General features: G+C 61.9%; 19 protein-coding genes. 13 read left to right on the forward strand and 6 right to left on the reverse strand.

The window, feature by feature from the left end; translation table 11 throughout:
• The first annotated feature begins 48 nt into the window (after window positions 1–48).
• From ABDK11_RS08960 to ABDK11_RS08975, 4 genes are all read left to right on the forward strand, one after another.
• On the forward strand, window positions 49–735 hold the full coding sequence (locus ABDK11_RS08960) for an ABC transporter ATP-binding protein (RefSeq protein ID WP_346839950.1): 687 nt from the start codon (window positions 49–51) through the stop codon (window positions 733–735).
• Window positions 711–3092 carry an ABC transporter permease gene (locus ABDK11_RS08965; RefSeq protein ID WP_346839951.1) on the forward strand — a complete coding sequence of 794 codons (2382 nt, stop codon included), beginning with the start codon at window positions 711–713 and terminating at the stop codon, window positions 3090–3092. Before ABDK11_RS08960 ends, ABDK11_RS08965 begins: the two co-directional genes overlap by 25 nt.
• Window positions 3085–4173: a lipocalin-like domain-containing protein gene (locus ABDK11_RS08970; RefSeq protein ID WP_346839952.1), complete on the forward strand. Its 1089-nt coding sequence runs from the start codon at window positions 3085–3087 to the stop codon at window positions 4171–4173. The genes ABDK11_RS08965 and ABDK11_RS08970 overlap by 8 nt, the downstream gene beginning before the upstream one ends.
• 241 nt (window positions 4174–4414) lie before the next feature.
• Entirely contained in the window at window positions 4415–4789 is a 375-nt protein-coding gene (locus tag ABDK11_RS08975; protein ID WP_346839953.1) for a hypothetical protein, read from the forward strand.
• A 248-nt stretch (window positions 4790–5037) separates the two neighbouring features.
• Here the strand turns inward: ABDK11_RS08975 and ABDK11_RS08980 are convergent, their stop codons facing one another.
• Together ABDK11_RS08980 and ABDK11_RS08985 are read right to left on the reverse strand one after the other, a co-directional pair.
• Entirely contained in the window at window positions 5038–6159 is a 1122-nt protein-coding gene (locus tag ABDK11_RS08980; RefSeq protein ID WP_346839954.1) for an alcohol dehydrogenase family protein, read from the reverse strand.
• Between the two features lie 35 nt (window positions 6160–6194).
• Window positions 6195–6695 carry a lactoylglutathione lyase family protein gene (locus ABDK11_RS08985; RefSeq protein WP_346839955.1) on the reverse strand — a complete coding sequence of 167 codons (501 nt, stop codon included), beginning with the start codon at window positions 6693–6695 and terminating at the stop codon, window positions 6195–6197.
• 94 nt (window positions 6696–6789) lie between these two features.
• Between ABDK11_RS08985 and ABDK11_RS08990 the strand changes: the two genes are divergently transcribed.
• Together ABDK11_RS08990 and ABDK11_RS08995 are read left to right on the forward strand one after the other, a co-directional pair.
• Window positions 6790–7659 (forward strand): LysR family transcriptional regulator, encoded by an 870-nt coding sequence (locus ABDK11_RS08990; protein ID WP_346839956.1) that lies wholly within the window; start codon window positions 6790–6792, stop codon window positions 7657–7659.
• A 182-nt stretch (window positions 7660–7841) separates the two neighbouring features.
• Window positions 7842–10043: an OsmC domain/YcaO domain-containing protein gene (locus ABDK11_RS08995; protein WP_346839957.1), complete on the forward strand. Its 2202-nt coding sequence runs from the start codon at window positions 7842–7844 to the stop codon at window positions 10041–10043.
• A 74-nt stretch (window positions 10044–10117) separates the two neighbouring features.
• Here ABDK11_RS08995 and ABDK11_RS09000 read toward each other — a convergent pair whose 3' ends face one another.
• The 3 genes from ABDK11_RS09000 to ABDK11_RS09010 form a co-directional block, all read right to left on the reverse strand.
• Complete coding sequence (locus ABDK11_RS09000; protein WP_346839958.1) at window positions 10118–10423, reverse strand: hypothetical protein; 306 nt, start codon at window positions 10421–10423, stop codon at window positions 10118–10120.
• Between the two features lie 266 nt (window positions 10424–10689).
• Window positions 10690–11262, reverse strand: coding sequence for a hypothetical protein (locus tag ABDK11_RS09005; protein ID WP_346839959.1), 573 nt, complete (start codon window positions 11260–11262; stop codon window positions 10690–10692).
• Window positions 11263–11616: 354 nt separating this feature from the next.
• The gene (locus ABDK11_RS09010; RefSeq protein WP_346839960.1) at window positions 11617–11949 is read right to left on the reverse strand and encodes a hypothetical protein; all 333 of its coding nucleotides are present in this window, start codon (window positions 11947–11949) and stop codon (window positions 11617–11619) included.
• Window positions 11950–12200: 251 nt separating this feature from the next.
• Between ABDK11_RS09010 and ABDK11_RS09015 the strand changes: the two genes are divergently transcribed.
• Window positions 12201–13697, forward strand: a complete 1497-nt coding sequence (locus tag ABDK11_RS09015) for a bifunctional 2-methylcitrate dehydratase/aconitate hydratase (protein WP_346839961.1) — start codon at window positions 12201–12203, stop codon at window positions 13695–13697.
• Window positions 13698–13756: 59 nt separating this feature from the next.
• On the opposite strand, the gene ABDK11_RS09020 is transcribed toward ABDK11_RS09015, so the two are convergent.
• Window positions 13757–14698 carry a porin gene (locus ABDK11_RS09020; RefSeq protein WP_346839962.1) on the reverse strand — a complete coding sequence of 314 codons (942 nt, stop codon included), beginning with the start codon at window positions 14696–14698 and terminating at the stop codon, window positions 13757–13759.
• Between the two features lie 288 nt (window positions 14699–14986).
• Here ABDK11_RS09020 and ABDK11_RS09025 point away from each other — a divergent pair, with 288 nt between their 5' ends.
• The 6 genes from ABDK11_RS09025 (at window position 14987) to msbA (ending at window position 22593) form a co-directional block, all read left to right on the forward strand.
• Window positions 14987–17530, forward strand: a complete 2544-nt coding sequence (locus tag ABDK11_RS09025) for a DNA internalization-related competence protein ComEC/Rec2 (RefSeq protein ID WP_346839963.1) — start codon at window positions 14987–14989, stop codon at window positions 17528–17530.
• 184 nt (window positions 17531–17714) lie between these two features.
• Window positions 17715–18554 (forward strand): hypothetical protein, encoded by an 840-nt coding sequence (locus tag ABDK11_RS09030; RefSeq protein WP_346839964.1) that lies wholly within the window; start codon window positions 17715–17717, stop codon window positions 18552–18554.
• 22 nt (window positions 18555–18576) lie between these two features.
• Complete coding sequence (locus ABDK11_RS09035) at window positions 18577–19422, forward strand: hypothetical protein (protein WP_346839965.1); 846 nt, start codon at window positions 18577–18579, stop codon at window positions 19420–19422.
• Between the two features lie 202 nt (window positions 19423–19624).
• The gene (locus ABDK11_RS09040) at window positions 19625–20245 is read left to right on the forward strand and encodes a MotA/TolQ/ExbB proton channel family protein (protein WP_346839966.1); all 621 of its coding nucleotides are present in this window, start codon (window positions 19625–19627) and stop codon (window positions 20243–20245) included.
• Window positions 20246–20258: 13 nt separating this feature from the next.
• On the forward strand, window positions 20259–20678 hold the full coding sequence (locus ABDK11_RS09045; RefSeq protein ID WP_346839967.1) for a biopolymer transporter ExbD: 420 nt from the start codon (window positions 20259–20261) through the stop codon (window positions 20676–20678).
• 88 nt (window positions 20679–20766) lie between these two features.
• Window positions 20767–22593, forward strand: a complete 1827-nt coding sequence (gene msbA / locus ABDK11_RS09050) for a lipid A export permease/ATP-binding protein MsbA (RefSeq protein WP_346839968.1) — start codon at window positions 20767–20769, stop codon at window positions 22591–22593.
• Window positions 22594–22595: the final 2 nt, after the last annotated feature.

Below are 22595 nucleotides of genomic sequence, written 5' to 3' on the forward strand. Positions count from 1 at the left end.
CCACGATGACTATGGCGTTGAGGCGCCGCGGCCAGGCCCCGGCAAACGATGCATGACGCCCTGATTGAGGCGCGCGATCTCGGCCGCTCCTACCACAACGGCCGCGAACAGATCAGCGTGCTGCGCGGGTTGTCCCTCGAGCTGCGCCGCGGCGAGGCGGTGGCGGTGATCGGGCCTTCGGGCTCGGGCAAGAGTACGCTGCTGAACCTGCTCAACGGTCTGCTGGCGCCCGACGCCGGCCTGCTGCGGGTATTCGGCCGCGCGCATTCCGAGCTGGATGACAACGCCTGGGCCGAACTGCGCCGCACCCGTATCGCCACGCTGTTCCAGGACGGCAACCTGATTCCCACCCTGACCGTAACCCGCAATATCGCCTTTCGCGCCGGCCTGGCCGGCCTGCAGCGGCACGACGGCGAGGCGCTGCTGGAGCGCCTGGGTATTGCCGACACCGCGCAGCGCTATCCCGATCAGCTTTCCGGTGGCCAGCGACAGCGGGCCGCGCTGGCCTGCGCCTTCGTGATGCAGCCGCAACTGATGCTCGCCGACGAGCCCACCGGCAGCCTCGATTACGCCACGGCGCAACGGGTCGCGCCGCTGTTCTTCGAGGCGATCCGCGAGCGCGGGCTGGGCGCGCTGATCGTCACCCATAACCCGGAGCTGGCCCAGCGCTGCGACCGGATTCTCGAATTGCGCGAAGGAGCCCTACACCCATGGGACTCGGCAGCGTCTTCCTGAGCCATTACCGCCGCCACCCCGGCCAGCTGGCCGGCCTGCTGCTGATCCTGGTGTGTGCGGCGATGCTGTGGAGCGGTGTTCGTTCGCTGACCGGCGCGGCGGAGAAATCCGTGGCGCGCTCGCGCGCGGCGCTGGAGCCGCTGTTGAGTGTGGTGCGCGTCGATGGCCGCGCACTGGAGGCCGCCGACTTCGCGCGCCTGCGCCGCGCGGGGCTGTGTGCCTCGCCGCAGTTGACGGTGCAATTGACCGCTGCCGATGCGCTCGCGGTGGTCGGCATCGATCCGTTCAGCGCCGCCTGTCTGCGCCAGTACCGCCCGCCGCCGGGCGAAGAGGATGAGGCTGCGGCGGCGGTCGCGCAGCTGGTCGCGGAGTTTGATCATCCGGCCCTGTTTGGCAGCGCCGCAGATCTGGCCCGCTGGCGACAGTTGTCGCTGCCGGCTAGCGGGCAATACCCGCTGCAGCCGGTCGACGGATTAGCGGGCGGGCAGCTGCTGACCGATATCTCCGTGGCCGCCGTGCTGGCGCCGGCCGGGCGCGCGAAGCTGGAAATCCTGTTGCCGGCGGCCGAGGTAAAACGCGTGCCGCTGCCCGCGGGCTACCGCGCACAAGTGCGCGATTACGGCGTGCAGGCGGATCCGCTGGTGAACGCCTTTCTGCTCAGCCTCAATGCACTGGGGGCGCTGGCACTGCTGGTGGCGGCGCTGCTGGTGCGCAGTGTCTACCGTTTCGCGCTGGAACAGCGGCGCCGCAGCCTGGAAATTCTGCAGCGCTTCGGCGTCCGGCGCGCACGGCTGCGGGGGGCGCTGATTGTCGAGGTCTTGCTGGTGGCGCTGGTCGGCGGCACGGTGGGGATCTGGCTGGGCGCGCGTCTCGCAGCGGCGATGGCGGCGGGCTTTCGCGGTACTCTCAAAGGCCTGTTCAGTGTCGAGTCGGTGGCCGGCAGCGCGCCGGGCGCGGAGACCTGGCTGGGCATGGTGCTGATCCTGGTGGTGGTGGTCGGCTGGGCCTGCGCCGATCTGTTACTGCTGCGGGGCGAGCAGGTCGGCGGGACACAACGTGGGCCACAGGAAAAGGGCGGTTGGCGCTGGTGGATGGCGCTGCTGGTGGTGGCGGTGTCGCTGATCGCGCTGCTGCTGGCCGGCCCGCTGTGGCTGATCTTCGCCGCCACCATGGGGTGCCTGATCGGCGCCGGTCTGCTGCTGCCGGAAGTGCTGAACCGGCTGCTGGCGCGGGCCGAGGGCCACTGCCGGCAACCACTGCTGGAGTGGTCCTGTTCCGAAATGCGCGCGTTGTGCCGGCTGCTGCAACTGCCGCTGACCGCGCTGGCGTTTGCTATTGCCACCGCCATCGGCGTGCAGGCGATGGTCACCGGGTTTGAATCCACCTTTGCGCGCTGGCTCGACCAGCGCCTGCAGGGGGATCTCTATCTGGATCCCGGCCGCCCGGTGGATGCGGCGGCCATGGCCGGGCGTTTGCAGCAGTTGCCCGGGGTGACAGCGGTATTGCCGATGGTGCGCGGTCGCGCGCTCTCGAACTCGGTGCCGGTGGACCTGCTGGCGGTCGACCCGGCGTCGCCGTTGTTGCAGGGCTGGCCGTTTCTCGCCGCGGTGCCGGCGCATTGGGCAGCGCTGGCAAAAGGCGGGGTCATGATCAACGAGCAACTGGCCCGTCGCCAGTCGCTGGCGCTGGGCGACCGGGTGCAGATGCGCGTCGGATCAGAACCGCTGTCGCGCATCGTGGTCGGTATCTACGCCGACTATGGCCGCCCCGAGGGCGAACTGCTGCTGCCTCTCACCGCGCTGCCGGATGCGCTGCCCGATCGTTATACGACTTTTGTACTGGGGGCGCCGGCGCCGAATAAAATCCGCTGGCGGCAGTGGCCGGCGCGGTATCCGTGGCTGGCCGGCAGCCGCCTGCGCGACCAGGCGGGGCTGAAGCGGGCCGCCAACGCGGCTTTCGAACGCACTTTCCGCATGACCCGGCTGCTCAACACCCTGACGCTGGCCCTGGCCGGCACAGCGCTGGCGCTGATGGGACTGGTGATTTTCCGCCTGCGGCAGGGCAGCTATACGCTGCTGTATGTGTACGGCGTGCAGCGGCCGCGCCTGCGCCGGCGGCTGATCGCGCACAGTATGCTGGTGACCGGCCTGCTGGCGCTGCTGGCGACGCCGCTCGGGATTTTCCTCGGCTGGGTGCTGGTGGCGCGGGTCAATCCCGCGGCCTTCGGCTGGGCGCTGCCGCTGCACCTCTACCCCGGATTCTGGCTGCAGGTATGGCTGGCGTGCCTGCTGATCGGCGCCTTTGTCGGCGCGCTGGTGGGTAACCCGGTGCGGCTGGAGACGCTGAAAAATGAATAGAAGAAATACTGTAGCCAGCCGCGCTTGGGCGCTGATCCTGCTTCTATTACTTGCCAGCTGCTCGCAGGAGGAGGATCGCGAATCCTCTTCGTTTGCGGCGCTGCACGATCCGCCCGCAGGTTTCCAGCAGGCCGCGCCGGGAATGGCCGTGCACCTGCCGCAGGATATGGGCGCACACCCGCGCTACCGCCTCGAGTGGTGGTACCTCACCGCCAACCTGCACAGCGTCGACGGCCAGCGCTTCGGCGTGCAGTGGACGCTGTTCCGCCAGGGCGTGCGGCCCGGCCCGTACAAAAATGCGCAACCCGGCTGGCAGCGCAATGAAATCTGGCTGGCCCATGCGGCCCTGAGCCGCCCCGACGAGCACCGCTTTGCCAGTCGCGTGGCGCGCGGCGGCACCGGCGAGGCCGGGGTCACCGCGCAGCCGTTCGCGGCCTGGATCGACAACTGGCAATTGGCCAGTGGTGAACAGGACTCTTGGAAACTGGATCTGGAGACGGACGCGTTCAGTTGCCATCTGCAGATTCGGCCCAGCCGCACGGTGGTGCTGAACGGCGATCGCGGCTTCAGCGCCAAGTCCGCCAATGGCGGCGGCTCGATGTATTTCAGTTATCCGCTGCCGACGATCACCGGCGAGGTGTTGGTCGGCGGCAAACGCTTCGAGGTGAGCGGGCAGGGCTGGTTTGACCGCGAATGGAGCAGCCAGTACCTGCAGCCGGAGCAACAGGGCTGGGACTGGATGGCGCTGCACCTCGACGACGGCCGCTACCTGATGCTGTTCCGCGTGCGCGGTGCGGAAGACTTTTACTCGGGCACCCTGGTTGCCGCCGATGGCACTGCGCGCACACTGGATGCCGGGGAATTCACCCTCACGCCGATCGAGAACCGCGACAGCCGTTTTGGCAAGGTGCCGGCGGCCTGGCAACTGCAGGTGCCGACAGCGGACCTGGATCTCGAAATCCGTTCCTGGCCCGGCGACTACTGGAATCCGGGTGCTTTGCGCTACTGGGAGGGGCCTGTTACCGTCACTGGCAGTGCTGCCGGCGCGGGCTATCTGGAAATGACCGGATACGGCGGGTGAGGCTTATGAAAGGGCGCTGCTGGATATGTTGCCATTGCAATTGCTAATGGTGGTTTCTCTGGATAAATGATAATTTGATCCGACCTTAATCTATCCAAAATATTGACAATATTTCAATATGTACTTTAAGCGTCTGCTTGTCCGGTGGTGGAGCTACTGTTGGTCGCTGTGGTTGGCACTACTGATTGTCGATATGATTTTCATTTCCGTGGTAAATTCTTCGCGCTCTGGGATCTGGGGGGTGATTCTGGAAGCCATTCAAGCTGAACCAAAATCTAAAGGCCAGGTTATGGTGGTCGCTTTATTGGTCGGCGGGCCGCTCCTTAATATTTATACACTGTTAAAGTCATCGAAATATATTCGCGAAGCTCACTTGGACTTATACAAATTCGCAAAGCTTCGACCTAAAAAACAAGAGCGCTTGCGGAGTAGTAGATTTCTGGCAGCGACAATAGCTGCTCCAACAATTTCTGTTGTAGTTTGGATCTACACTGCCGGCGTGGAGTGGTTTTGGTTGGGGGGAAGATTTGGTGTTTTCTCGGTTGGTGCTTTATTCAGTTGCCTCTTGGTATTTCTTGCGATCACTTATATCCCGCCATTAACGGGAAACAAATAGCCGTGTGAATTATGTTTGCTAAGCTTTTCTCCGTTGGGGCGTCGCGTACGGAGTGCATGGCGGTTCCTGATAGGGGATGTGAGTCAGTCTAGACTAAGCCTGCCAATTGCGGAGTAATGTCTCCGCCCAGCCCCTGTAAATGCCGAAGTCTCCGCGCCCACTTTTACCCGGCGGAAATCAGCGTCAGATTCGCTGATTCCCTCCGCCTCGAAGTTGACGTCAGTCCGTTTGGGAGTAATAAGCTGACGCTACTCGCTCGGTGGTATCAGCACGAAGTTCCCTACGTGCTTCTTCTGCAGGAATTCGCGCTGGGCCGCGGCGATTTGTTCGAGGGGAAATACCTTTGCCACCAGCGGTTTGAGCTGGCCATTTTCTATATAGGTAATGAGGTTGGGGAACACCGGTTCATCCCAAGTGGTGCAGCCGATCAGGGTGATATCTTTCAGGTACAGGGTGCGCATATCCAGTGACACCATGGGGCCGCCGATAGCCCCGGAGGATACGTAGCGCCCGCCGCGTTTCAGCACCGCCAGCATATCGGGGAAGGTGTTGCCGGCAACATTGTCGACGACCACATCCACACTTTCCTCCCCGAGGTGCTGCGGGAGTTTTTCATTGCGGTCGATGACCCGATCGGCGCCGATGGCGAGCACCTGTTGGGATTTGGCTGCCGACGCTACCGCGGTAACCGTGGCGCCGCGCAGTTTGGCCAGCTGGACTGCCGCGGAGCCGACCCCGCCGGAAGCGCCCATGATCAGCACATGTTCGCCGCGCGCGAGCCCGCTGCGGTAGAGCATGTTCTCAGCGGTTGCATAGGCGCAGGGGATGGTTGCCAGTTCTGCATCCGTCCAGTCACAGTGAATGGGGAATACCTCGCTGGCGGGAACCGTGACGAACTGCGCAAAGGCGCCATCGAAATCCGAACCCATCCAGATGCTGTCCATCGACTGGAAGCCGGCCTTGCGCATGCAGGAACGCACCAGTACCCGCGCACCGATGTTGCCGGGGTCCACATTCCTGCCTGCGGCCACAATGCGGCCGCAGCAATCGGTGCCCTGGATAAACGGGAAGGGGGTTTCCTCGTTCCAGCCTCCGTCTGCCATCTGGCCGGATGTGCTGGTTGCGTCGGTGCCGGTGGTGACGGAGGATGAGTACCAGCCGACACGGGTATTGATGTCGGTGTTGTTGACCCCCGCCGCGAGCACCTGCAGCAGGACTTCGCCCTCTCCGGGCGTGGGCCTTTTGACCTCGCGGCATTCCAGCACGTCGTAGTCGCCGTTGCCGGCGGTGACCACGGCTTGCATGGCCGGTTCACCCGCTTCAGCGTCGAACCGGTCATTTCTGGGCCTGCTATCCCACGGTGATGTCATATCCTGCTCCGTCCAGGGGTGTGGCGCCGCCAATCCTAGTATGCGCCGGCGCTATAGATCAATTCGTAGCTGTGGCTGTACAGCTCGAGAATATTGCCAAACGGGTCTTCCATATAGATCATCCGATACGGCTTTTCTCCCGGGTAGTAGTAGCGCGGTTTTTCCATGCGTTTCTTGCCGCCGGCGGCCACGATGCGTTCTGCCAGCTCTTCCACATTCGGGTCCTGTACGCAGAAGTGGAAAATCCCGGTTTTCCAGTACTCAAAGTTGTTGTCCGGATTCTCCTGGTTGTTGAACTGGAATATTTCTACACCAATCCGGTCACCGGTGGACAGGTGGGCGATGCGGAAGCTGCCCCAGCCTGGCCCGAATACGTCGGTGCACATGACACCAATGGCGCTGTCATCCTCCTCGATATCGGTCGGCGCCATTATCAGGTACCAGCCCATGACCTCGGTGTAGAAGGCGACAGCCTTTTCGAGGTCGGGAACCGAAATACCGATATGCGAGAAGGTGCGCGGGTAGACGTTACTCATTTACGTTGCTCCTGATTTGATCGTTGGCGCAGATTACAAAGCATAGATAATTACGTAAAATGATCATTTAAAATGTAAATGAGTACATTTTGTTATGGTGAATACCACCTGGTTAGCTACCTTTTGCACGCTGGTTGAAGTGGGCCATTTCACCCGTACGGCCGAAAAACTGCATATGACCCAGTCCGGGGTGAGCCAGCAGGTGCGAAAACTGGAGAACCAGATCGGTATTGCCCTGCTGGTGCGGGAAGGCAAACAGTTCACGCTGACGGATGCCGGCGAGCGGCTCTACGATGAGGGGCGTGCGGTTCTTCAGGCACTTGCGAATCTGGAGCAGCGGGTAGGGGAGGATCCTCCCTACGGGGGGCTGGTGCGGGTCATGTCCCCCGGGAGCGTGGGGCTCAGGTTGTATCCGCACCTCCTGGCGCTGCAGAAGCAGCATCCGGAGCTGGTGATCGACTATCGATTCGCACCCAATACCGACGTGGAGAACGCGATTGCCGATAACCGAGTCGATATCGGCTTTATGACCAGTGCTGCAACCCGCGAGGAGGTGAGCTGCCAGCCGGTTGCCACCGAAGAGTTGCTGTTAGTCACCCCGGCAGCCGTTGCCAACCCCGCCTGGGAGACGTTGCTGGAACTGGGGTTTATCGATCATCCCGATGGCGCCCATCATGCCCGGCTATTGTTGGGCGCCAACTATCCGCAGTTTGAGCACAGCGGCATGTTCAGGACCAGGGGGTTCTCGAACCAGATCAGCCTGATCCTGGCGCCGGTCAGTATGGGATTGGGATTTACCGTGTTACCGGCATACGCCGTGGAGGCTTTTCCCGAGCCCGGCCAGATCAGGGCTCATCGGCTTGCGCGGCCGGTGAACGAAACCCTGTATCTCGGCAGTCGGCGCGGCAAGCGGGTGCCGCAGCGGGTGCAGACGGTCATCGCCGAGGCCAGGCGGTGGCTCTGAGGCAGCTATTTTGAATGGGGCTTCATTCTGGCAGCGTGTTGCCGGGGCAATGGCCGGGAGCGCACGGTAAGTCTCCGGGCCCGCAACCGCTATCTGCCAAATCACCGAGACGGGCCCGCCCAAAAACTGGATAATGCCGCCGCTCAAGGCTCACCAAATTCTCCACGCCCGGTAGTTCCCCCATGGAAATCAACGTCAACTTCCTCGATAACCTGCGACTCGAAGCCAAGTTTGATGACTTTACGGTCATCACCGATCAGCCGATCCGTTACAAGGGTGACGGCTCGGCCCCGAGTCCGTTCGATTACTTCCTGGCGTCCTCGGCGCTGTGTGCGGCCTACTTTGTGCGTGTTTACTGCAAGGCGCGCGATATTCCCACGCACAATATCCGCCTGTCGCAGAACAATATCGTCGACCCGGAAAATCGCTACAACCAGATCTTCAAGATCCAGGTGGAGCTGCCGGAGGACATCTCCGACAAGGATCGCCAGGGCATTCTGCGCTCGATCGACCGCTGCACGGTCAAGAAGGTGGTGCAGACCGGGCCCGAGTTCCAGATCGAGACGGTGGAGAACCTGGCCGAGGATGCCCAGGCGCTGCTGATGGTGGAACCGGACGCGGCGCACCGCACCTTCATCGAGGGCAAGGACCTGCCGCTGGAGCAGACCATCGCCAATATGACGAAGATCCTCGCGGATCTGGGCATGAAGATCGAGATCGCCTCCTGGCGCAATATCGTGCCGCATGTGTGGTCGCTGCATATCCGCGATGCGGCCTCGCCCATGTGCTTTACCAACGGCAAGGGTGCCACCAAGGAGAGCGCGCTGTGCTCGGCACTGGGCGAGTTTATCGAGCGGCTGAACTGCAACTTCTTCTACAACGACCAGTACTTCGGCGAGGAGATCGCCAACAGTGACTTCGTGCACTACCCGAACGAACAGTGGTTTGTACCGGGGCCGGACGACGGCCTGCCGCAAGGCATCCTCGATGACTACTGCATGGCCATCTACAACCCGGACGGCGAGCTGGCGGGCTCCAACCTGATCGATACCAACTCCGGCCGCGCCGATCGCGGTATCTGCTCGCTGCCGTTTGTGCGCCAGTCCGATGGCGAGACGGTATATTTTCCGTCGAACCTGATCGAGAACCTGTTCCTCAGCAACGGCATGAGTGCCGGCAACACCCTGGCCGAAGCGGAGGTGCAGTGTCTGTCGGAGATCTTCGAGCGGGCAGTGAAAAAGCAGATTCTGGAGCAGGAAATCGCGCTGCCGGACGTGCCGCGCGAAGTGCTGGCCAGATACCCGGATATCCTTGCGGGAATCGAGGCGCTGGAAGAACAGGGCTTCCCCATCCTGGTCAAGGATGCGTCCCTCGGCGGGCAGTTTCCGGTGATGTGCGTAACACTGATGAACCCGCGCACCGGCGGCGTGTTCGCCTCCTTCGGCGCGCATCCGAGCTTCCACGTGGCGCTGGAGCGCAGCCTCACCGAGCTGATGCAGGGCCGCAGCTTCGAGGGCCTGAACGATGTGCCGCCGCCGACTTTCAACAGCCTGGCGGTGACCGAGCCGCAGAACTTTGTCGAGCACTTTATCGATTCCACCGGTGTGGTGTCGTGGCGCTTCTTCAGCGCCAGATCCGACTACGAGTTCGTGGAATGGGATTTCTCCGGCAATCACCACGACAGCAACGACACCGAGGCCACGCGCCTGTTCAAGATCCTCGAGGAAATGGGCAAGGAGGTCTACGTGGCCACCTACGAGGATCTCGGCGCGCCGGCCTGCCGGATCCTGGTGCCGGGCTATTCCGAGGTGTACCCGGTGGAGGACCTGATCTGGGACAACACCAATAAGGCGCTCGACTTCCGCGAGGATATTCTCAACCTGCACGCGCTCGACGACGACGCGCTGGAGGATTTGCTCGAGCGCCTGGAAGAGAGCCAGATCGACAACTACGAGACCATCATCACGCTGATCGGGGTCGAGTTCGATGAGAACACCGTCTGGGGCCAGCTGACAGTGCTGGAGCTGAAACTACTGATCTGCCTCGCGCTGCAGCGCCACGACGAAGCGCTGGAACTGGTGGAGGCCTTCCTGCAGTACAACGACAACACCGTCGAGCGCGGGCTCTTCTACCAGGCGGTACAGGCGGTGCTGGAAATTGCGCTCGACGATGCGCTGGAACTGGACGACTTTATCGGCAACCTGCGGCGCATGTTCGGCGACGAAACCATGGAGGCAGTGGTGGCTTCAGTGGAGGGCAGCGTACGCTTCCACGGCCTGACGCCGACCAATACGCAGCTGGAAGGCCTGGATCGGCACCTGCGCCTGATCGAGAGCTACAAGAAGCTGCACGCGGCGCGCGGCGCGCGACAGCAACAGGGGTAGATATAGGGGGGCTCTGTACTCTGCGTTATAACCCCGGCACAAAACAGTGCCGGAGTTATAGCAATGTCGGCCAATCAGCTCCATTTCTTGCCCAGTTCGTCCAACCCGCCGCGTTTGAGATCCTCGGGCGTCATCACGGTGCGGATCTCGACATCGGCCTCAAATAGCAGAAACCACGGTTCCACCAATGCGGGGATGGCGGATGGGTCGGCGAGATCGACGACGAGAATTGCCGAGCGGCGGCCATGCTGTTCGGTGTAGTAAACCGCCTCCGGTTTACTTGCTTCCACTATCGCATTCATCTTTGCCGCCACCGAACCATCCCTGACCGCGGCATTGAACTTATGATGCGGAATCTTGATGTTGAGTAGCATTCTCATGCTGTGCTCCTTTCCCGATCATACTGTTTGTCTGACCACAGAAAGAATAATGTCGCGGAATACCTGCGGCAGCTGCGTTTGTCGCGCAGGGCAGTTCGCTCTCCTCCGGGAGCGGGCGATCTGGTTCGGGGACACTGTGCTCCGAAAAATTAATTTTCGGTAAAAATCTTCCGTTTATCCTGCATGGTATATGTAAATCGATCCCGGGAGCCGGCATTTATTGATGTGTCCGGTCACTTTGCAGGTATCCCAGGATTTTCGTGCGCTTATAGCATGTCGTTGGTTATGCTGTTAAACGGAGTTAATGCGGGGCCGATTACCGTAACATTTTTCCTCACAACCGGTGTTACCGCTTTCATCTGCAGGGAGCGGCATACAATCATATGCACGGGTCGGTTCACCGGGTACTTCAGGGCTGGCAATAATTGTTTGTCGAGCAAGTGCAGGTTCATTGCGCGAACGGTGTTGCTGCCGTGAAACGCTAACAGAGATAAGCCCAGGGGATTGGTCGTTCTCACCTGATTCTGGAAGGCCCTGGCGGTAAGCATAAAGAGTTGTTGGTCCAGGGGGACGAATAACGTGTTGGCAACTGATCCGCTACCCGGGCCAAGGGTGTCAATCGGCTCGGCATGGCCCATCGAGGGCAATTTATTGAGGTACTCAGAATGATAGAGCGGTTCTGTGGGTTGTGAATACCAATGGTAGGTGTAGTTGACCCGCGTCATTCCGTCGCTCTTTGGGCTCCAGATGCCGTGAGAGGAGAATATGAGCTGTTTCGTTGGGCCATTGCTGAAAAACCTGCAATAGGGGTTTACGTCAGGGATATCTATAAAGGCCATTTTGTATTCCGCTAAATGATTTGAGTTTTTAATCAAAACTCTTTTACGAATAAAGGGCGCCCGACGACAGCGGCGTGGTGTGCTAGCTGGATTGACGGCTTCGCTATGGCTGGCGTCGAAATGACCGTCTTCTCGTATTGGGGGGTGCCGATTTTTTTGGGCCAGACACAATATCACCCCGGTGGCTGCTGGAGGCTGAAGTTTGCGTCAGATTTTTGGTGAGCACCCGGAACGCTGCGCGTTTTCCCATGCGCTTCTATATAGCCTGTTGCGCAAGGGAAACGCCTTGAGTCCGGGATGTTCAAGAGGTGGCGGCATGCCGCTGCGCGCAAAAAAACACCGTCTACGTTGATTTCACTGGCCCAGGGTCGACAGATACAGGGAATTGATCGTGCCCACCAGAAAAACTACCTGTGACCAGGCAAATATTTTCCAGCGGGATTTTGAGTTGCGGAACCTTTTGAAAATTTGCAGCAATGCCACAACCACCAATGCCGGAATGATTGACCCGAAGGCTCCACCAATCCCCCCGGCAATCCCCAGTTTGGAAAATTGAATGCTGAAGTTAAGCAGGCAAATTGGCAGGGACAGCAGTATCGCAATAGCCTTTAGCCCGGTGCCGGCCTTCGGGTTGGCTTCCTGTTCGAGCTCCGCTGCTGGAGCAGAATAGATGTTATTGGAATTCATGCGGCTTCTTCCTTGAGGGGTGACGATTATACCTTGATTCCCCCGCCCGATTTCCGGGGGCGGAAATCCGGGAGGGAGACTGATGCCAGAATGTCGGCAATGCAGCGGGAGGTCAAGGTATTGCTCGCAGGGGCAAAAGGCACTGCGCATATTTCCGTTTCCGTAGCGGAACGCGGGGTTGGTACCGTGGTGCCGGTTATCTATGCTCTCAATGTTCACATCCTCGCGATGGTTCATTGGGAGGTTCCGATATGGGTGCCAATATGGGTAGCAATGCCGACGAGAATATCCGCCCGGATTACGATCGGGTGATCCAGGATATCGCCGACTATGTGCTGGATTACGAAATAGCGTCCGCCGAAGCCTGGGACACGGCGCGCTTTTGTCTGATGGATACCCTCGGTTGCGGTCTGCTGGCGCTGCGTTTTCCCGAGTGCACCAAGCATCTGGGGCCGATCGTCGAGGGGACAGTGGTGCCGCATGGTGCGCGGGTGCCGGGGACGCAGCTGCGCCTGGATCCGGTCACGGCGGCCTGGGATATCGGTTGTATTGTCCGCTGGCTGGACTACAACGACACCTGGCTGGCGGCGGAGTGGGGCCATCCGTCAGACAATCTGGGGGCGATCCTGGCGGTGGCGGATTACCTGGCGCAGAAACAGAGTGCGCAGGGCAGGGCGCCATTGACGATGCGCGATGTGCTCGACGGCATGATCCGCGCCCACGAGATCCAGGGCGTGCTGGCGCTGCAGAACAGTTTTAACCGCGTGGGGCTCGATCATGTGCTGCTGGTGCGGGTGGCGTCCACGGCGGTGGCGGCAAAACTGAAAGGCGCCAGCCGCGAGCAGCTGCTGGCGGCGATTTCCCACGCGTGGGTGGATGGCAGCGCGCTGCGCACCTATCGCCACGCGCCCAACGCCGGCTCGCGCAAGTCCTGGGCTGCGGGGGACGCCACTTCCCGCGGCGTGCGCCTTGCGGATATCGCCATGCGCGGGGAGATGGGCATTCCCGCGGCCCTGACGGCGAAGCAGTGGGGGTTCTACGATGTCTGTTTCAGCGTAACCAACGCGGACCTGCAACGGAAGCCGGAAGCGGAGCGCCAGTTTCAGTTCCCGCGGCCGTACGGCAGCTATGTGATGGAGAATATCCTGTTCAAAATCTCGTATCCGGCGGAATTTCACGCGCAGACCGCCTGCGAGGCGGCGGTGGCGCTGCACCCGCAGGTAAAAGACCGCATCGACGAAATCGATCGGGTGGTGATCACCACCCACGAGTCGGCCATCCGCATCATTTCCAAGCGGGGCCCGCTGGCCAACGCGGCGGATCGGGATCACTGCCTGCAATATATGACGGCGGTGCCGCTGCTGTTTGGCAACCTGGTGGCCGAGCATTACGAGGACGATTTCCACGCGGCACACCCGGAGATAGACCGGTTGCGCGAGAAAATGGAAGTGGTGGAAGACAAGCGCTATTCGGCCGAATATCTGGAGCCGGACAAGCGTTCCATTGCCAATGCGGTGCAGGTGTTTTTTACCGATGGTTCAGCGACCGACAACGTGGCAGTGGAGTACCCGGTCGGGCACCGGCGCCGTCGGGCAGAGGGGATTCCGTTGCTGCAGCAGAAGTTCAGGGCCAACCTGGCGACACGATTTCCGGGGCGGCGCTGTGAGGACATTGTTGCGTTGTGCGCGGATGCCGAACGGTTGATGGCGATGCCGGTTGATGAGTTTATGGATTTATTGGTGATTTGAGCGAGATACAAAAAAAGGCGGCCGAAGCCGCCTTTCTTTTTGCAGGTTGAGTTCCGTTCTTAGAACTTGAACTCGGTACCCACACCCACGTAGTTGCGCGAGTAGTCGTTCGCTGCAGTCTCGTCGGTGTAGAACGCGAAGACCTTGGCGGCGCTGGTGAGTTTGTAGTCCAGGCCCAGGCTGTAAGTTTCGCCGTCGAGCTCTTTCATGTCGGACTGGCCGTACTGGGCCTTGGCGGTCCACTGGTTGATCTTGTAGGCCACGGAAGTCATCCAGCCGTCCTGGGTGCTGCCGTCCGCTTGCTCCTGCTCTTCGTACAGACCGCCGACCTGAACCGGGCCGATGTTGTACTGGGCTACCAGGCGGTCAACATTAAAGTCGTTGGCTTCAACACCCTGGTCGTGGGCGTAAGCCAGGTAAACGCCGTTGTTGTCGTAAGACAGAGCGACGGAGGTGCCGTTGTCGCGGGTGATGTCGTTACCGAAGGGGTCGGTGCCGATCACTTCGTCACGGTTGCTGATATAGGCCGCAGATACCTTGAAGCCGCCGAAAGACGGAGTGGTGTACTGCACCTCGTTGCCAACACGGTTGTCGCTGTTGGTCAGCAGGCTGCCGATATCGCCTTCGAGGTCGTTGAACAGGTCGACCTTGTTCTGGGATACCTTCATCGGGGTGTCGAACTTACCGCCGATCACCTGGCCGAAACCGCCTTCCAGGCCAGCGTAGATGTTGCGCTGCTTGAAGGTCTCGGAGGATTCGCCGTCGATAGCAACCTGGTATTCCATCTTGTAGATACCCTTGATGCCATTGTCGAACGGCAGCTCGCCCTTGACGCCGAGGCGTGAGGCGTTGCTCTTCAGGTCGGTGTTGGCGCCGTCGCCCTCGTCGGCCGACTGGAAGTCGAGGTTGGCCTTACCGTAGAAGTTAATCGGAGAGGATTCGGCGCTGGCGAAGGCCGGGATCATTGCAGCAATAGCCAGGGAAATAGCAGTCTTTTTCATCGGTCATCTCGCACAGGTTTTTGGTTATGACTGAGAGGCGACCTTGCTGAGTCCGAATCTGGCCCCCCCTCGAGTTGGTGCGAATTCTGCGGTTTGAATATTACAAAAAGGTTAAACATGGCATTTTTTTTAAAAAAATGTGACTGGTTGGTGCTCAAACAGACAGGTGGGGCAGCTGGGCGGGGCACTTTCGGGGCAGTGGCAGACCGTTTGGCTTTACAGGGTGGGCTGCGATCTGGCACAAGAACCGGGGGCCGCCGGGCACCTTTACACAGGAAGTGAACCACTATGGAGCCAGTCGCCGGGAAGCGTATCGATCTCCCTCGCTCGGGCAGCGCAAGCCGTGCCCCGGCCACGCTGGCGGCGGTGGCGCGGGCCGGCGGCTCGCCATTGTGGCTGTTGTGGGGTTACATACTGGGCCTGGTTGCGGTGGGCAGCCTGCCGCACCTGCCTGCACCGGCGGTGTTACTGGCTGCCACGGGTGCGCTGCTGGCCACGGTGGTGCTTCTGCCCGTGCGTCGTGCTCTGGTCTTCTTTGTGGTCGCGGCCTGCTGCGGCGCGACCTGGGGGCTGTGGCAGGATCTGCGTGCGCTCGACCAGCGTCTGCCGCTGGCACTGCACGGTGCCGACCTGGTGTTGCCGCTGGAGGTGGTTTCGCTGCCTCAGGTGCGCCGCGCTCCGGCGGCATTCGGCGGCGAGGGCCGCGAGACCAATATCCGCTTCACCGCACGGGTTCTGGCGCAGCCGGTGCCGGACCGGGCCGGGTCTGCGGCCGGGTCTGCGGCCGGGTCGCCGGCGCTGCGCGGCCAGCGTCTCATTCTCACCTGGTACGACGCCCCCGCGGCAATCCGCGCGCAGCTGCGCGCAGGCAGCCGCTGGCAGCTGCCGGTGCGCCTCAAGCGTCCCCGCGGTAGCGTCAATCCGCATACTTTCGATTTCGAGGGCTGGCTGCTGCGCCGCGGTATCTACGCGACCGGCTACGTCCGGCCGCGGGACGCCGAACCGCGCCGGCTCGCGGCGGGGCGGGGGCTGCTGGCGCTGCGCCAGCGGCTGCGCGATGCCCTCGCCGAACAACCGCGGCGGCCGGAGCTGCTGAGTGCGCTGTTATTGGGAGACCGCAGCGGCCTGACGCGGGCCGACCAGCAGATGCTGCGCCAGACGGGGACTGCACACCTGCTGGCGATTTCCGGTCTGCACGTGGGGTTGGTCAGTGGCTTCCTGCTGCTGATCGGCGGCTACCTGGCGCGATTTTGCGGCATGCTCAGCGGGCGCGCGCCCACCTGGCTGCCGACGGTCGCTGCGCTGCTCGGCAGTGGGGCCTACACGCTGCTGGCCGGTGCGCCGCTATCCGCCCGGCGGGCGCTGGTTATGGTCTGGGTACTGCTGCTGGCCTGGCAGTGGCGCCGGCGGGTTGCCCCGGCGCTGGCCATTTCCCTCGCGCTGGCGCTGGTGCTGACGCTGCAGCCGCTCGCCTTTTATGGCGCGGGCTTCTGGCTGTCGTTTGCGGCGGTGGGGGCACTCCTGTTGCGTTTCAGTTGGCGCCCGCCCGTGCGGCCTTCGGCGCGATCGCGGCTGGGCGCGCATCTCGGCGCTCTGATCAGCAGCCAGTGGGCCATCTTCGTCGCGCTGCTGCTGCCGTCGCTGTTCTTTTTTTCCGGGTTCAGCGGCGGCGGGGTCCTGGTCAATCTGGTGGCGATTCCGTGGATGGGGTTGGTAATCCTGCCGGCGATCCTGCTCGGTGCGCTGCTGCTGGCGACGCCGCTGGGGCAGCCGCTGCTCGGTTTCGCCGGCGGGCAGTTGGATCTGATGATGTCCGTGTTCGCCCGGGCGCAGGATTGGGCCCATGGCTGGCAGCCACTGGGACTGCCGTTGGGAATTGGCGGGATCCTTTTGGCCGCCGGCTGCGTGTTACTGGTAATCCTGCCGCGCGGTGTCCCCGGGCGGCCCCTCGGCTGGCTGATGCTGGTGGTAGTGCCGCTGCTGTCCTGGCTGGGGACCGGCGCCGGGCGCGACGCGCGGTTGCAGGTAACGGCGCTGGATGTCGGGCAGGGCCTGGCGGTCGCGGTGCGGACCCCCGGCTACCGGCTGGTTTACGACACCGGGCCGCGCTCGCCGACCGGCTGGAGCGCGGGGCGATCGATCGTGGCTCCCTTCCTGCTGGGTGAGGGCGAACGCGGAGTGGACGCGGTGGTCATCAGCCATGCCGACCTGGATCACGCCGGCGGCCTGAACGGTCTGGCGCAGTCGCTGCCGCTGGATCGAATCGTGGCGCCGGGCGCTCTCGCAGGGCGCTTGCACCGGCAGCTGCACCGGCCCGCGGCAATCTGCCGGGCAGGAGCGCAGGAAGACCTGGGTCGCCTGCACCTGCAGTGGCTGTGGCCGCCGACGGCGCAGGTCTCCGGTGAGGAGAATGATCACAGTTGTGTGGCGCTGTTGCGCTGGCGCGGGGTTCGGGTGTTGCTCAGCGGAGATATTTCCCGCGCCTCGGAGCGGCAGATTGTTGCCGCCAACCCCGGATTTGCGCCGGTGGATGTGCTGATCGCGCCGCACCATGGTTCGCGCAGTTCGTCTTCGCAGGCGTTTGTGGACTGGGCGCAGCCGCGCGTTGTGATTTTCAGTGCGGGCTTTCGCCACCACTTTGGCCATCCGCACGCGGAGGTGGTGGCCCGCTACCGGCGGGAAGGTGCACAAATTTTCAACACGGCGGTAACCGGCGCCGTGTCGCTGAGCTGGACAGGCAACGGCGCGCCGGTGGAAATCCGCCGGGCGCGGGATTCGGGCGCATTCTGGTTGCGCGATGGTTCCGTAGCGCCCTGGTGGGCTGCGCGGTGATTCTGTTCTGCCCTGATTCGGTTTGCTGGAACCGCAGACCAGGCCGCCAGGGAATGTGTCGCCGATCCGCTTTTGCGCAATTTGACCGGGGCGGAACTTGGAACTGAGGAGCCGGTCGCAATGCAGGAATTGGCTTCTGATAAAGTCATAAAAATTTTTTGAAGAAAAATGCTAGGTGTAATGCATGAATAAAAAAGTACTCGGGAGTGTGATTCTTTCCATGGCCGGGGGGCTCGCCTGCCACGGCGCAATTGCCGACGAATGGAAATACACGCTCGGTACCGATATCAGCAGTGGTGACTACGGCGACAGCGCCAGTACCGATATTGTCAGCACCCCGTTTACCGTCAGCTACTCGCCGTCGGACCAGTGGACCTTCAAGGCCTCGCTGCCGTGGGTGCAGATAGACGGCCCCGGCGGTGTGATTCCCGGCGGTGACGGTGGCGTGGTTGTCGGCAATGGCAACGGCAATGGTCGCGGCAACAACGGCGGCGGCATGGGTGGCGGAACTACCACCACTCAAACCAGCACTTACAGCGAATCCGGCGTCGGCGATCTGTGGCTGTCCGGTACCTACAGCCTGGAGCCGGTTGCGGAGCGCTGGTTCTTTGACCTGACCGGCAAGTTCAAGGTCCCGACCGCAGACGAAGACAAGGGCCTCGGTACCGGCCAGACGGATTACACCCTGCAGGCGGAAGCCTTTACCGCGATGGGTGACTTCACGCCTTACGTGACGCTGGCGCGCAAGTTCAAGGGCGATCTGCCCGCCCAGGAAATCAAGGACGTCTGGTACACCTCTGTCGGCAGCGGTTACCGCCTGAACGACCAGAGCAGTGTGGGCATGTCGCTGGATTACCAGCAGGCCACCAGCGACACCAGCGATCCGTCCACCGAGCTGTTCGGCTACCTGAACCACAAGTTCAGCCAGCAGTGGAGCGGCATGCTTTACGCGTATCTGGGCCTTGCCGATGGCAGCCCGGATCAGGGGGTAGGCTTCCAGGTCAGCTACCGGCCCGGAAATTGATTTTTACACAGGAGAAAAATAGATGAGCATTCCTTACAAGATGAGACTGTTGCCGCTGGTGCTGGCAGGCGTCATGGCGGGTTCGCTCGCCTGGGCGGACGATGAAGTGCCGACCACCGACACCGCGGATACCGAGGTAGTGGAAACGGTGTCCGACGTGCCGACTGGCAAGATCGCCGGCTTCTTCAGCGATTTTCTCGGCAGCGATGCCGATGCAGAGGCCACCGTGCAAGGTCTGCGCGACGGCTCCATTCACTATCAGGCACCGGAAGATGACACCGCTGATACCACCGGCGACGCGACCGACACCACTGGCGATACGGCCGACACCACCGATCAGGGTGATGCCACGACCGAAACCGACGGTGGCGATATGGCCGATGTGGAAGGTGAAGTCAGCGATGGCAGCACCGGCATGGGTAACGGCAACGTCGTGATTACCCTGGCGCTGGCGCAAAAACTGGCTGAAGACAGCGCGGCCAAGGCGCTGGAAGGCGAGACTGGCATGACGGCGGAAGAGTCCATCAACCAGGTGCTGTATCTGCGCCAGGAAGAGGGCATGGGCTGGGGCCAGATTGCGCACGAGCTGGGCTTCAACCTGGGCGAGCTGATGAGCGGCATCCATTCCAACCGCCCGGAGCGCGCCGAAACGGCCAAGGCCAAGCACCAGGCCGACCGCGCTGAGCGCAGCATGCCCGAGCATGCGCACAAAATGGACAAGGCTGACCGCCCCGAACAGATGGCCAAAGCCCAGCGTCCGGAAAAAATGGAGCGCGCCGAGCGTCCGGAGAAGATGGAGCGTCCGGAGCGTCCGGAAAAGATTGAGCGCCCGGAGAAGCCGGAGCGTCCCGAACGTCCGGGACACTGACCGCCGCAGGTGCGCGATAAACTGCGCGCCCGCAGCCAAACAAAAAAAGCCGGCCCAGCGCCGGCTTTTTTTGTGCGGCAACGGTGCGCGCGTTTTGCCGTTCCCATCACACCAATGAAAAAGACGCCCGTCGGGGTCTTAGCCGCTGGCCGCGGCTGTGGTAGAGTCACAGGCCGATTTTCCGCAGTCTGGGATTACACAAGTGTTTGAAATAATAAAATCCGGCGGTTGGCTGATGCTGCCAATCCTGCTTTGTTCTGTCGCCGTAATCGCTATCTGTATCGAGCGCTTCTGGACCCTGAATCCGCGCAAGATTGCGCCGCGCACGCTGTTGGGCGACGTCTGGGGGTGGCTAAAAAACAACCAGATCAGTGGCGAGAAGTTGAAAGAGCTGCGCGATTCCAGTGCGCTGGGGCGGATTTTTGCCGCCGGCCTTTCCAATTCCCGCCATGGCCGCGACGTGATGAAAGACAGCATTGAAGAAGCCGCCAGCCAGGTGGTGCACGATATGGAGCGTTTTCTTGGCGCTCTCGGCACCATCGCCGCGGTGGCACCGCTGATTGGCCTGTTGGGTACGGTACTGGGCATGATCCGGGTATTTACCGCCATCATGATGGAAGGCACCGGCAACGCCGGTGTGCTGGCCGGTGGTATCAGCCAGGCGCTGATCACCACTGCCGCGGGCCTGACCGTGGCCATTCCGGCGCTGATGGCGCACCGCTACTTCCAGCGCCGCGTGGACAGCATCGTTGTCACCATGGAGCAGGAAGCGGTCAAGCTGGTGGATGCGCTGCACAGCGATCGCCGTATCGAAGCGGTCTGAGCGAGGGCGAGCCATGCAATTCCGCCGCCAAACCCGAGAGCAGGACGGGGTCAACCTGACACCGTTGATCGATGTGGTGTTCCTGCTGCTGATCTTCTTTATGGTCTCCACCACCTTTACCAAGGAGAGCCACCTGGAGCTGAACCTGCCGGAAGCGTCGGGTACCCAGGCCGATGCGCAGCCCAAGACGGTCGAGATCCTGATCAACGCCGACGGTTCCTACGCCGTGGATGGCCGCGCGCTGATCAATAAAAAACTGACTACCCTGAAATCGGCGCTGTCGGAAGTTTCCGCGGGCGAGTACAATCGCCCCCTGGTCATAACCGCCGACGCCACCGCCCAGCACCAGGCTGTGGTGCGGGCCATGGATGCTGCCGGTCAGCTGGGTTTCGTTCACCTCAGTATTACTACGCGGCAGCCGCAAGAGAACTAACCGAGCGGGTGCGCGCCTTCTCCCCCGCAGGGGCAGGGCGGTGCCCGCAGCCGGGTGGGAGACCGCCCGGCGCGCTGTAAGATATCGTATGGATAAAGCCGCCACGCCCCCGAGTACTCCTCATGACGGGGCAACAACCTACCGTCGCCTGCTGGGCTATGCACTGCCGCACTGGTCGATCTTCGCCCTGGCGGTATTCGGATTCCTGCTGTTTTCCTCCATGGGCGTCAGCCTGATTGCGGTTACCGAGCTGCTGCTCGACGCGGTCGGCGCCGGCATTCAGGAGAGCCGGGGTTTTCTCGCCAAAATTGTCGCCGCACATTTCCCTGGCGGCATGATGCCCCAGGCCACTGCGCGCTGGATGATTCCGCTGGCGATGTTGATCATCATCGCCTTGCGTGCTTGCGGCAATTTTATCGGCAGCTACAGTCTCGCCTATGTCGCGCGCGCGGTGATTCACGAGCTGCGCAGCCAGCTGTTCGTCAAAATTGGCGAGCTGCCCAGTGCCTATTTCGATCGCTATACCGGCGCTTACCTGATCTCCAAGGTTTCTTACAATGTGGAGCAGGTAACGAATTCCATCACCAAGGCGGTCAAGGTACTGATCCGCGAATCCTTCACCACCATTGGCCTGCTGATATACCTGTTGCTGGTGAACTGGAAACTGACGCTGACGTTTTTCCTGTTTGCGCCGCTGATCGCGTTTATCGTACGTATCGTTGGCAAGCGTTTCCGCAAATTGAGCCACCGCATCCAGAACACCATGGGAGACGTAACCCACGTTACCCAGGAGGCGATCAACGGCTACCAGGTGGTGCGCATGTACGGTGGTCAGACGTACGAAAATGCACGCTTTGCCAAGGCCAGCGACGACAACCGCCAGCAGTTTATGAAGCTGGTGGTGGCGAACAATGCCAGTGTTTCCGTGATCCAGATCCTCGTCGGCCTGTCCACAGCGACCATTGTGTGGCTGGCGCTGGCGCCGGGCATGGTGGAATCCATGACCGCCGGTGTTTTTGCTGCCTATATCGGTGCCGCCGCCTCGCTGGCCAAGCCGGTGCGCAGCCTGTCGGAAGTGTTTGCGGATATCCAGAAGGGTATTGCCGCCGCAGAGAGTATTTTCGAAGTGTTCGACGCGCCGGTGGAGCCCGACAATGGCCACGCTGCGCTGCCGCAGCCGGTGCGCGGTGCGGTGACTTTCGAGCAGCTTGGTTTCCGCTACGACGAATCCGCACCGGCGGTGCTCACCGATATCAATTTTTCCGTGGTGCCGGGGCAGACGGTGGCGCTGGTCGGCGCTTCCGGTTCCGGCAAGAGTACGCTGGTGAGCCTGCTCGCACGTTTCTACCAGCCTACCAGCGGGCGCATCCTGCTCGATGGTGCGGATATCGCCGAGCTGTCACTGGCGGATCTGCGCCGGCAGATCAGCATGGTGTCGCAGAACATCGTGTTGTTTAACGATACCGTCTACCGCAACATCGCATACGGCGAACTGGAAGGCGCCAGCCGCGAAGCCGTGGAGCGCGCGATGGCACTGGCACACGCCAGCGATTTCGTCGGCGAATTGCCGCGGGGGCTGGACACGGTGCTGGGCGACAACGCGCAGATGCTCTCCGGCGGCCAGCGCCAGCGCCTCGCCATTGCCCGCGCGCTGCTGAAAGATTCGCCGCTGCTGATTCTCGACGAGGCCACCTCGGCGCTGGACAACGAATCCGAGCGGCATATCCAGGCGGCGCTGGCCGAGGTGATGCGTGATCGCACTACCTTTGTGATTGCGCACCGCCTCAGTACCATTGAAAACGCCGACTGTATCCTGGTAATGGATCAGGGGCGCATCGTCGAGAGCGGCACCCACGCGCAGTTGGTCGAGCAGGGTGGTCGTTACGCGACCCTGCTGCAACAGCAATCCGGGTAGGA

The organism is Microbulbifer sp. SAOS-129_SWC (assembly GCF_039696035.1).
Taxonomy (GTDB): Bacteria; Pseudomonadota; Gammaproteobacteria; order Pseudomonadales; family Cellvibrionaceae; genus Microbulbifer.

What these genes read in the sequence shown, in the direction of transcription:
- ABDK11_RS08960 (WP_346839950.1), top strand. Translation starts at nt 49, where the DNA reads ATGCATGACGCCCTGATTGAGGCGCGCGATCTCGGCCGCTCCTACCAC.
- ABDK11_RS08965 (WP_346839951.1), top strand. Translation starts at nt 711, where the DNA reads ATGGGACTCGGCAGCGTCTTCCTGAGCCATTACCGCCGCCACCCCGGC.
- ABDK11_RS08970 (WP_346839952.1), top strand. Translation starts at nt 3,085, where the DNA reads ATGAATAGAAGAAATACTGTAGCCAGCCGCGCTTGGGCGCTGATCCTG.
- ABDK11_RS08980 (WP_346839954.1), bottom strand. Translation starts at nt 6,159, where the DNA reads ATGACATCACCGTGGGATAGCAGGCCCAGAAATGACCGGTTCGACGCT.
- ABDK11_RS08985 (WP_346839955.1), bottom strand. Translation starts at nt 6,695, where the DNA reads ATGAGTAACGTCTACCCGCGCACCTTCTCGCATATCGGTATTTCGGTT.
- ABDK11_RS08990 (WP_346839956.1), top strand. Translation starts at nt 6,790, where the DNA reads ATGGTGAATACCACCTGGTTAGCTACCTTTTGCACGCTGGTTGAAGTG.
- ABDK11_RS08995 (WP_346839957.1), top strand. Translation starts at nt 7,842, where the DNA reads ATGGAAATCAACGTCAACTTCCTCGATAACCTGCGACTCGAAGCCAAG.
- ABDK11_RS09000 (WP_346839958.1), bottom strand. Translation starts at nt 10,423, where the DNA reads ATGAGAATGCTACTCAACATCAAGATTCCGCATCATAAGTTCAATGCC.
- ABDK11_RS09005 (WP_346839959.1), bottom strand. Translation starts at nt 11,262, where the DNA reads ATGGCCTTTATAGATATCCCTGACGTAAACCCCTATTGCAGGTTTTTC.
- ABDK11_RS09010 (WP_346839960.1), bottom strand. Translation starts at nt 11,949, where the DNA reads ATGAATTCCAATAACATCTATTCTGCTCCAGCAGCGGAGCTCGAACAG.
- ABDK11_RS09015 (WP_346839961.1), top strand. Translation starts at nt 12,201, where the DNA reads ATGGGTGCCAATATGGGTAGCAATGCCGACGAGAATATCCGCCCGGAT.
- ABDK11_RS09020 (WP_346839962.1), bottom strand. Translation starts at nt 14,698, where the DNA reads ATGAAAAAGACTGCTATTTCCCTGGCTATTGCTGCAATGATCCCGGCC.
- ABDK11_RS09025 (WP_346839963.1), top strand. Translation starts at nt 14,987, where the DNA reads ATGGAGCCAGTCGCCGGGAAGCGTATCGATCTCCCTCGCTCGGGCAGC.
- ABDK11_RS09030 (WP_346839964.1), top strand. Translation starts at nt 17,715, where the DNA reads ATGAATAAAAAAGTACTCGGGAGTGTGATTCTTTCCATGGCCGGGGGG.
- ABDK11_RS09035 (WP_346839965.1), top strand. Translation starts at nt 18,577, where the DNA reads ATGAGCATTCCTTACAAGATGAGACTGTTGCCGCTGGTGCTGGCAGGC.
- ABDK11_RS09045 (WP_346839967.1), top strand. Translation starts at nt 20,259, where the DNA reads ATGCAATTCCGCCGCCAAACCCGAGAGCAGGACGGGGTCAACCTGACA.
- msbA (WP_346839968.1), top strand. Translation starts at nt 20,767, where the DNA reads ATGGATAAAGCCGCCACGCCCCCGAGTACTCCTCATGACGGGGCAACA.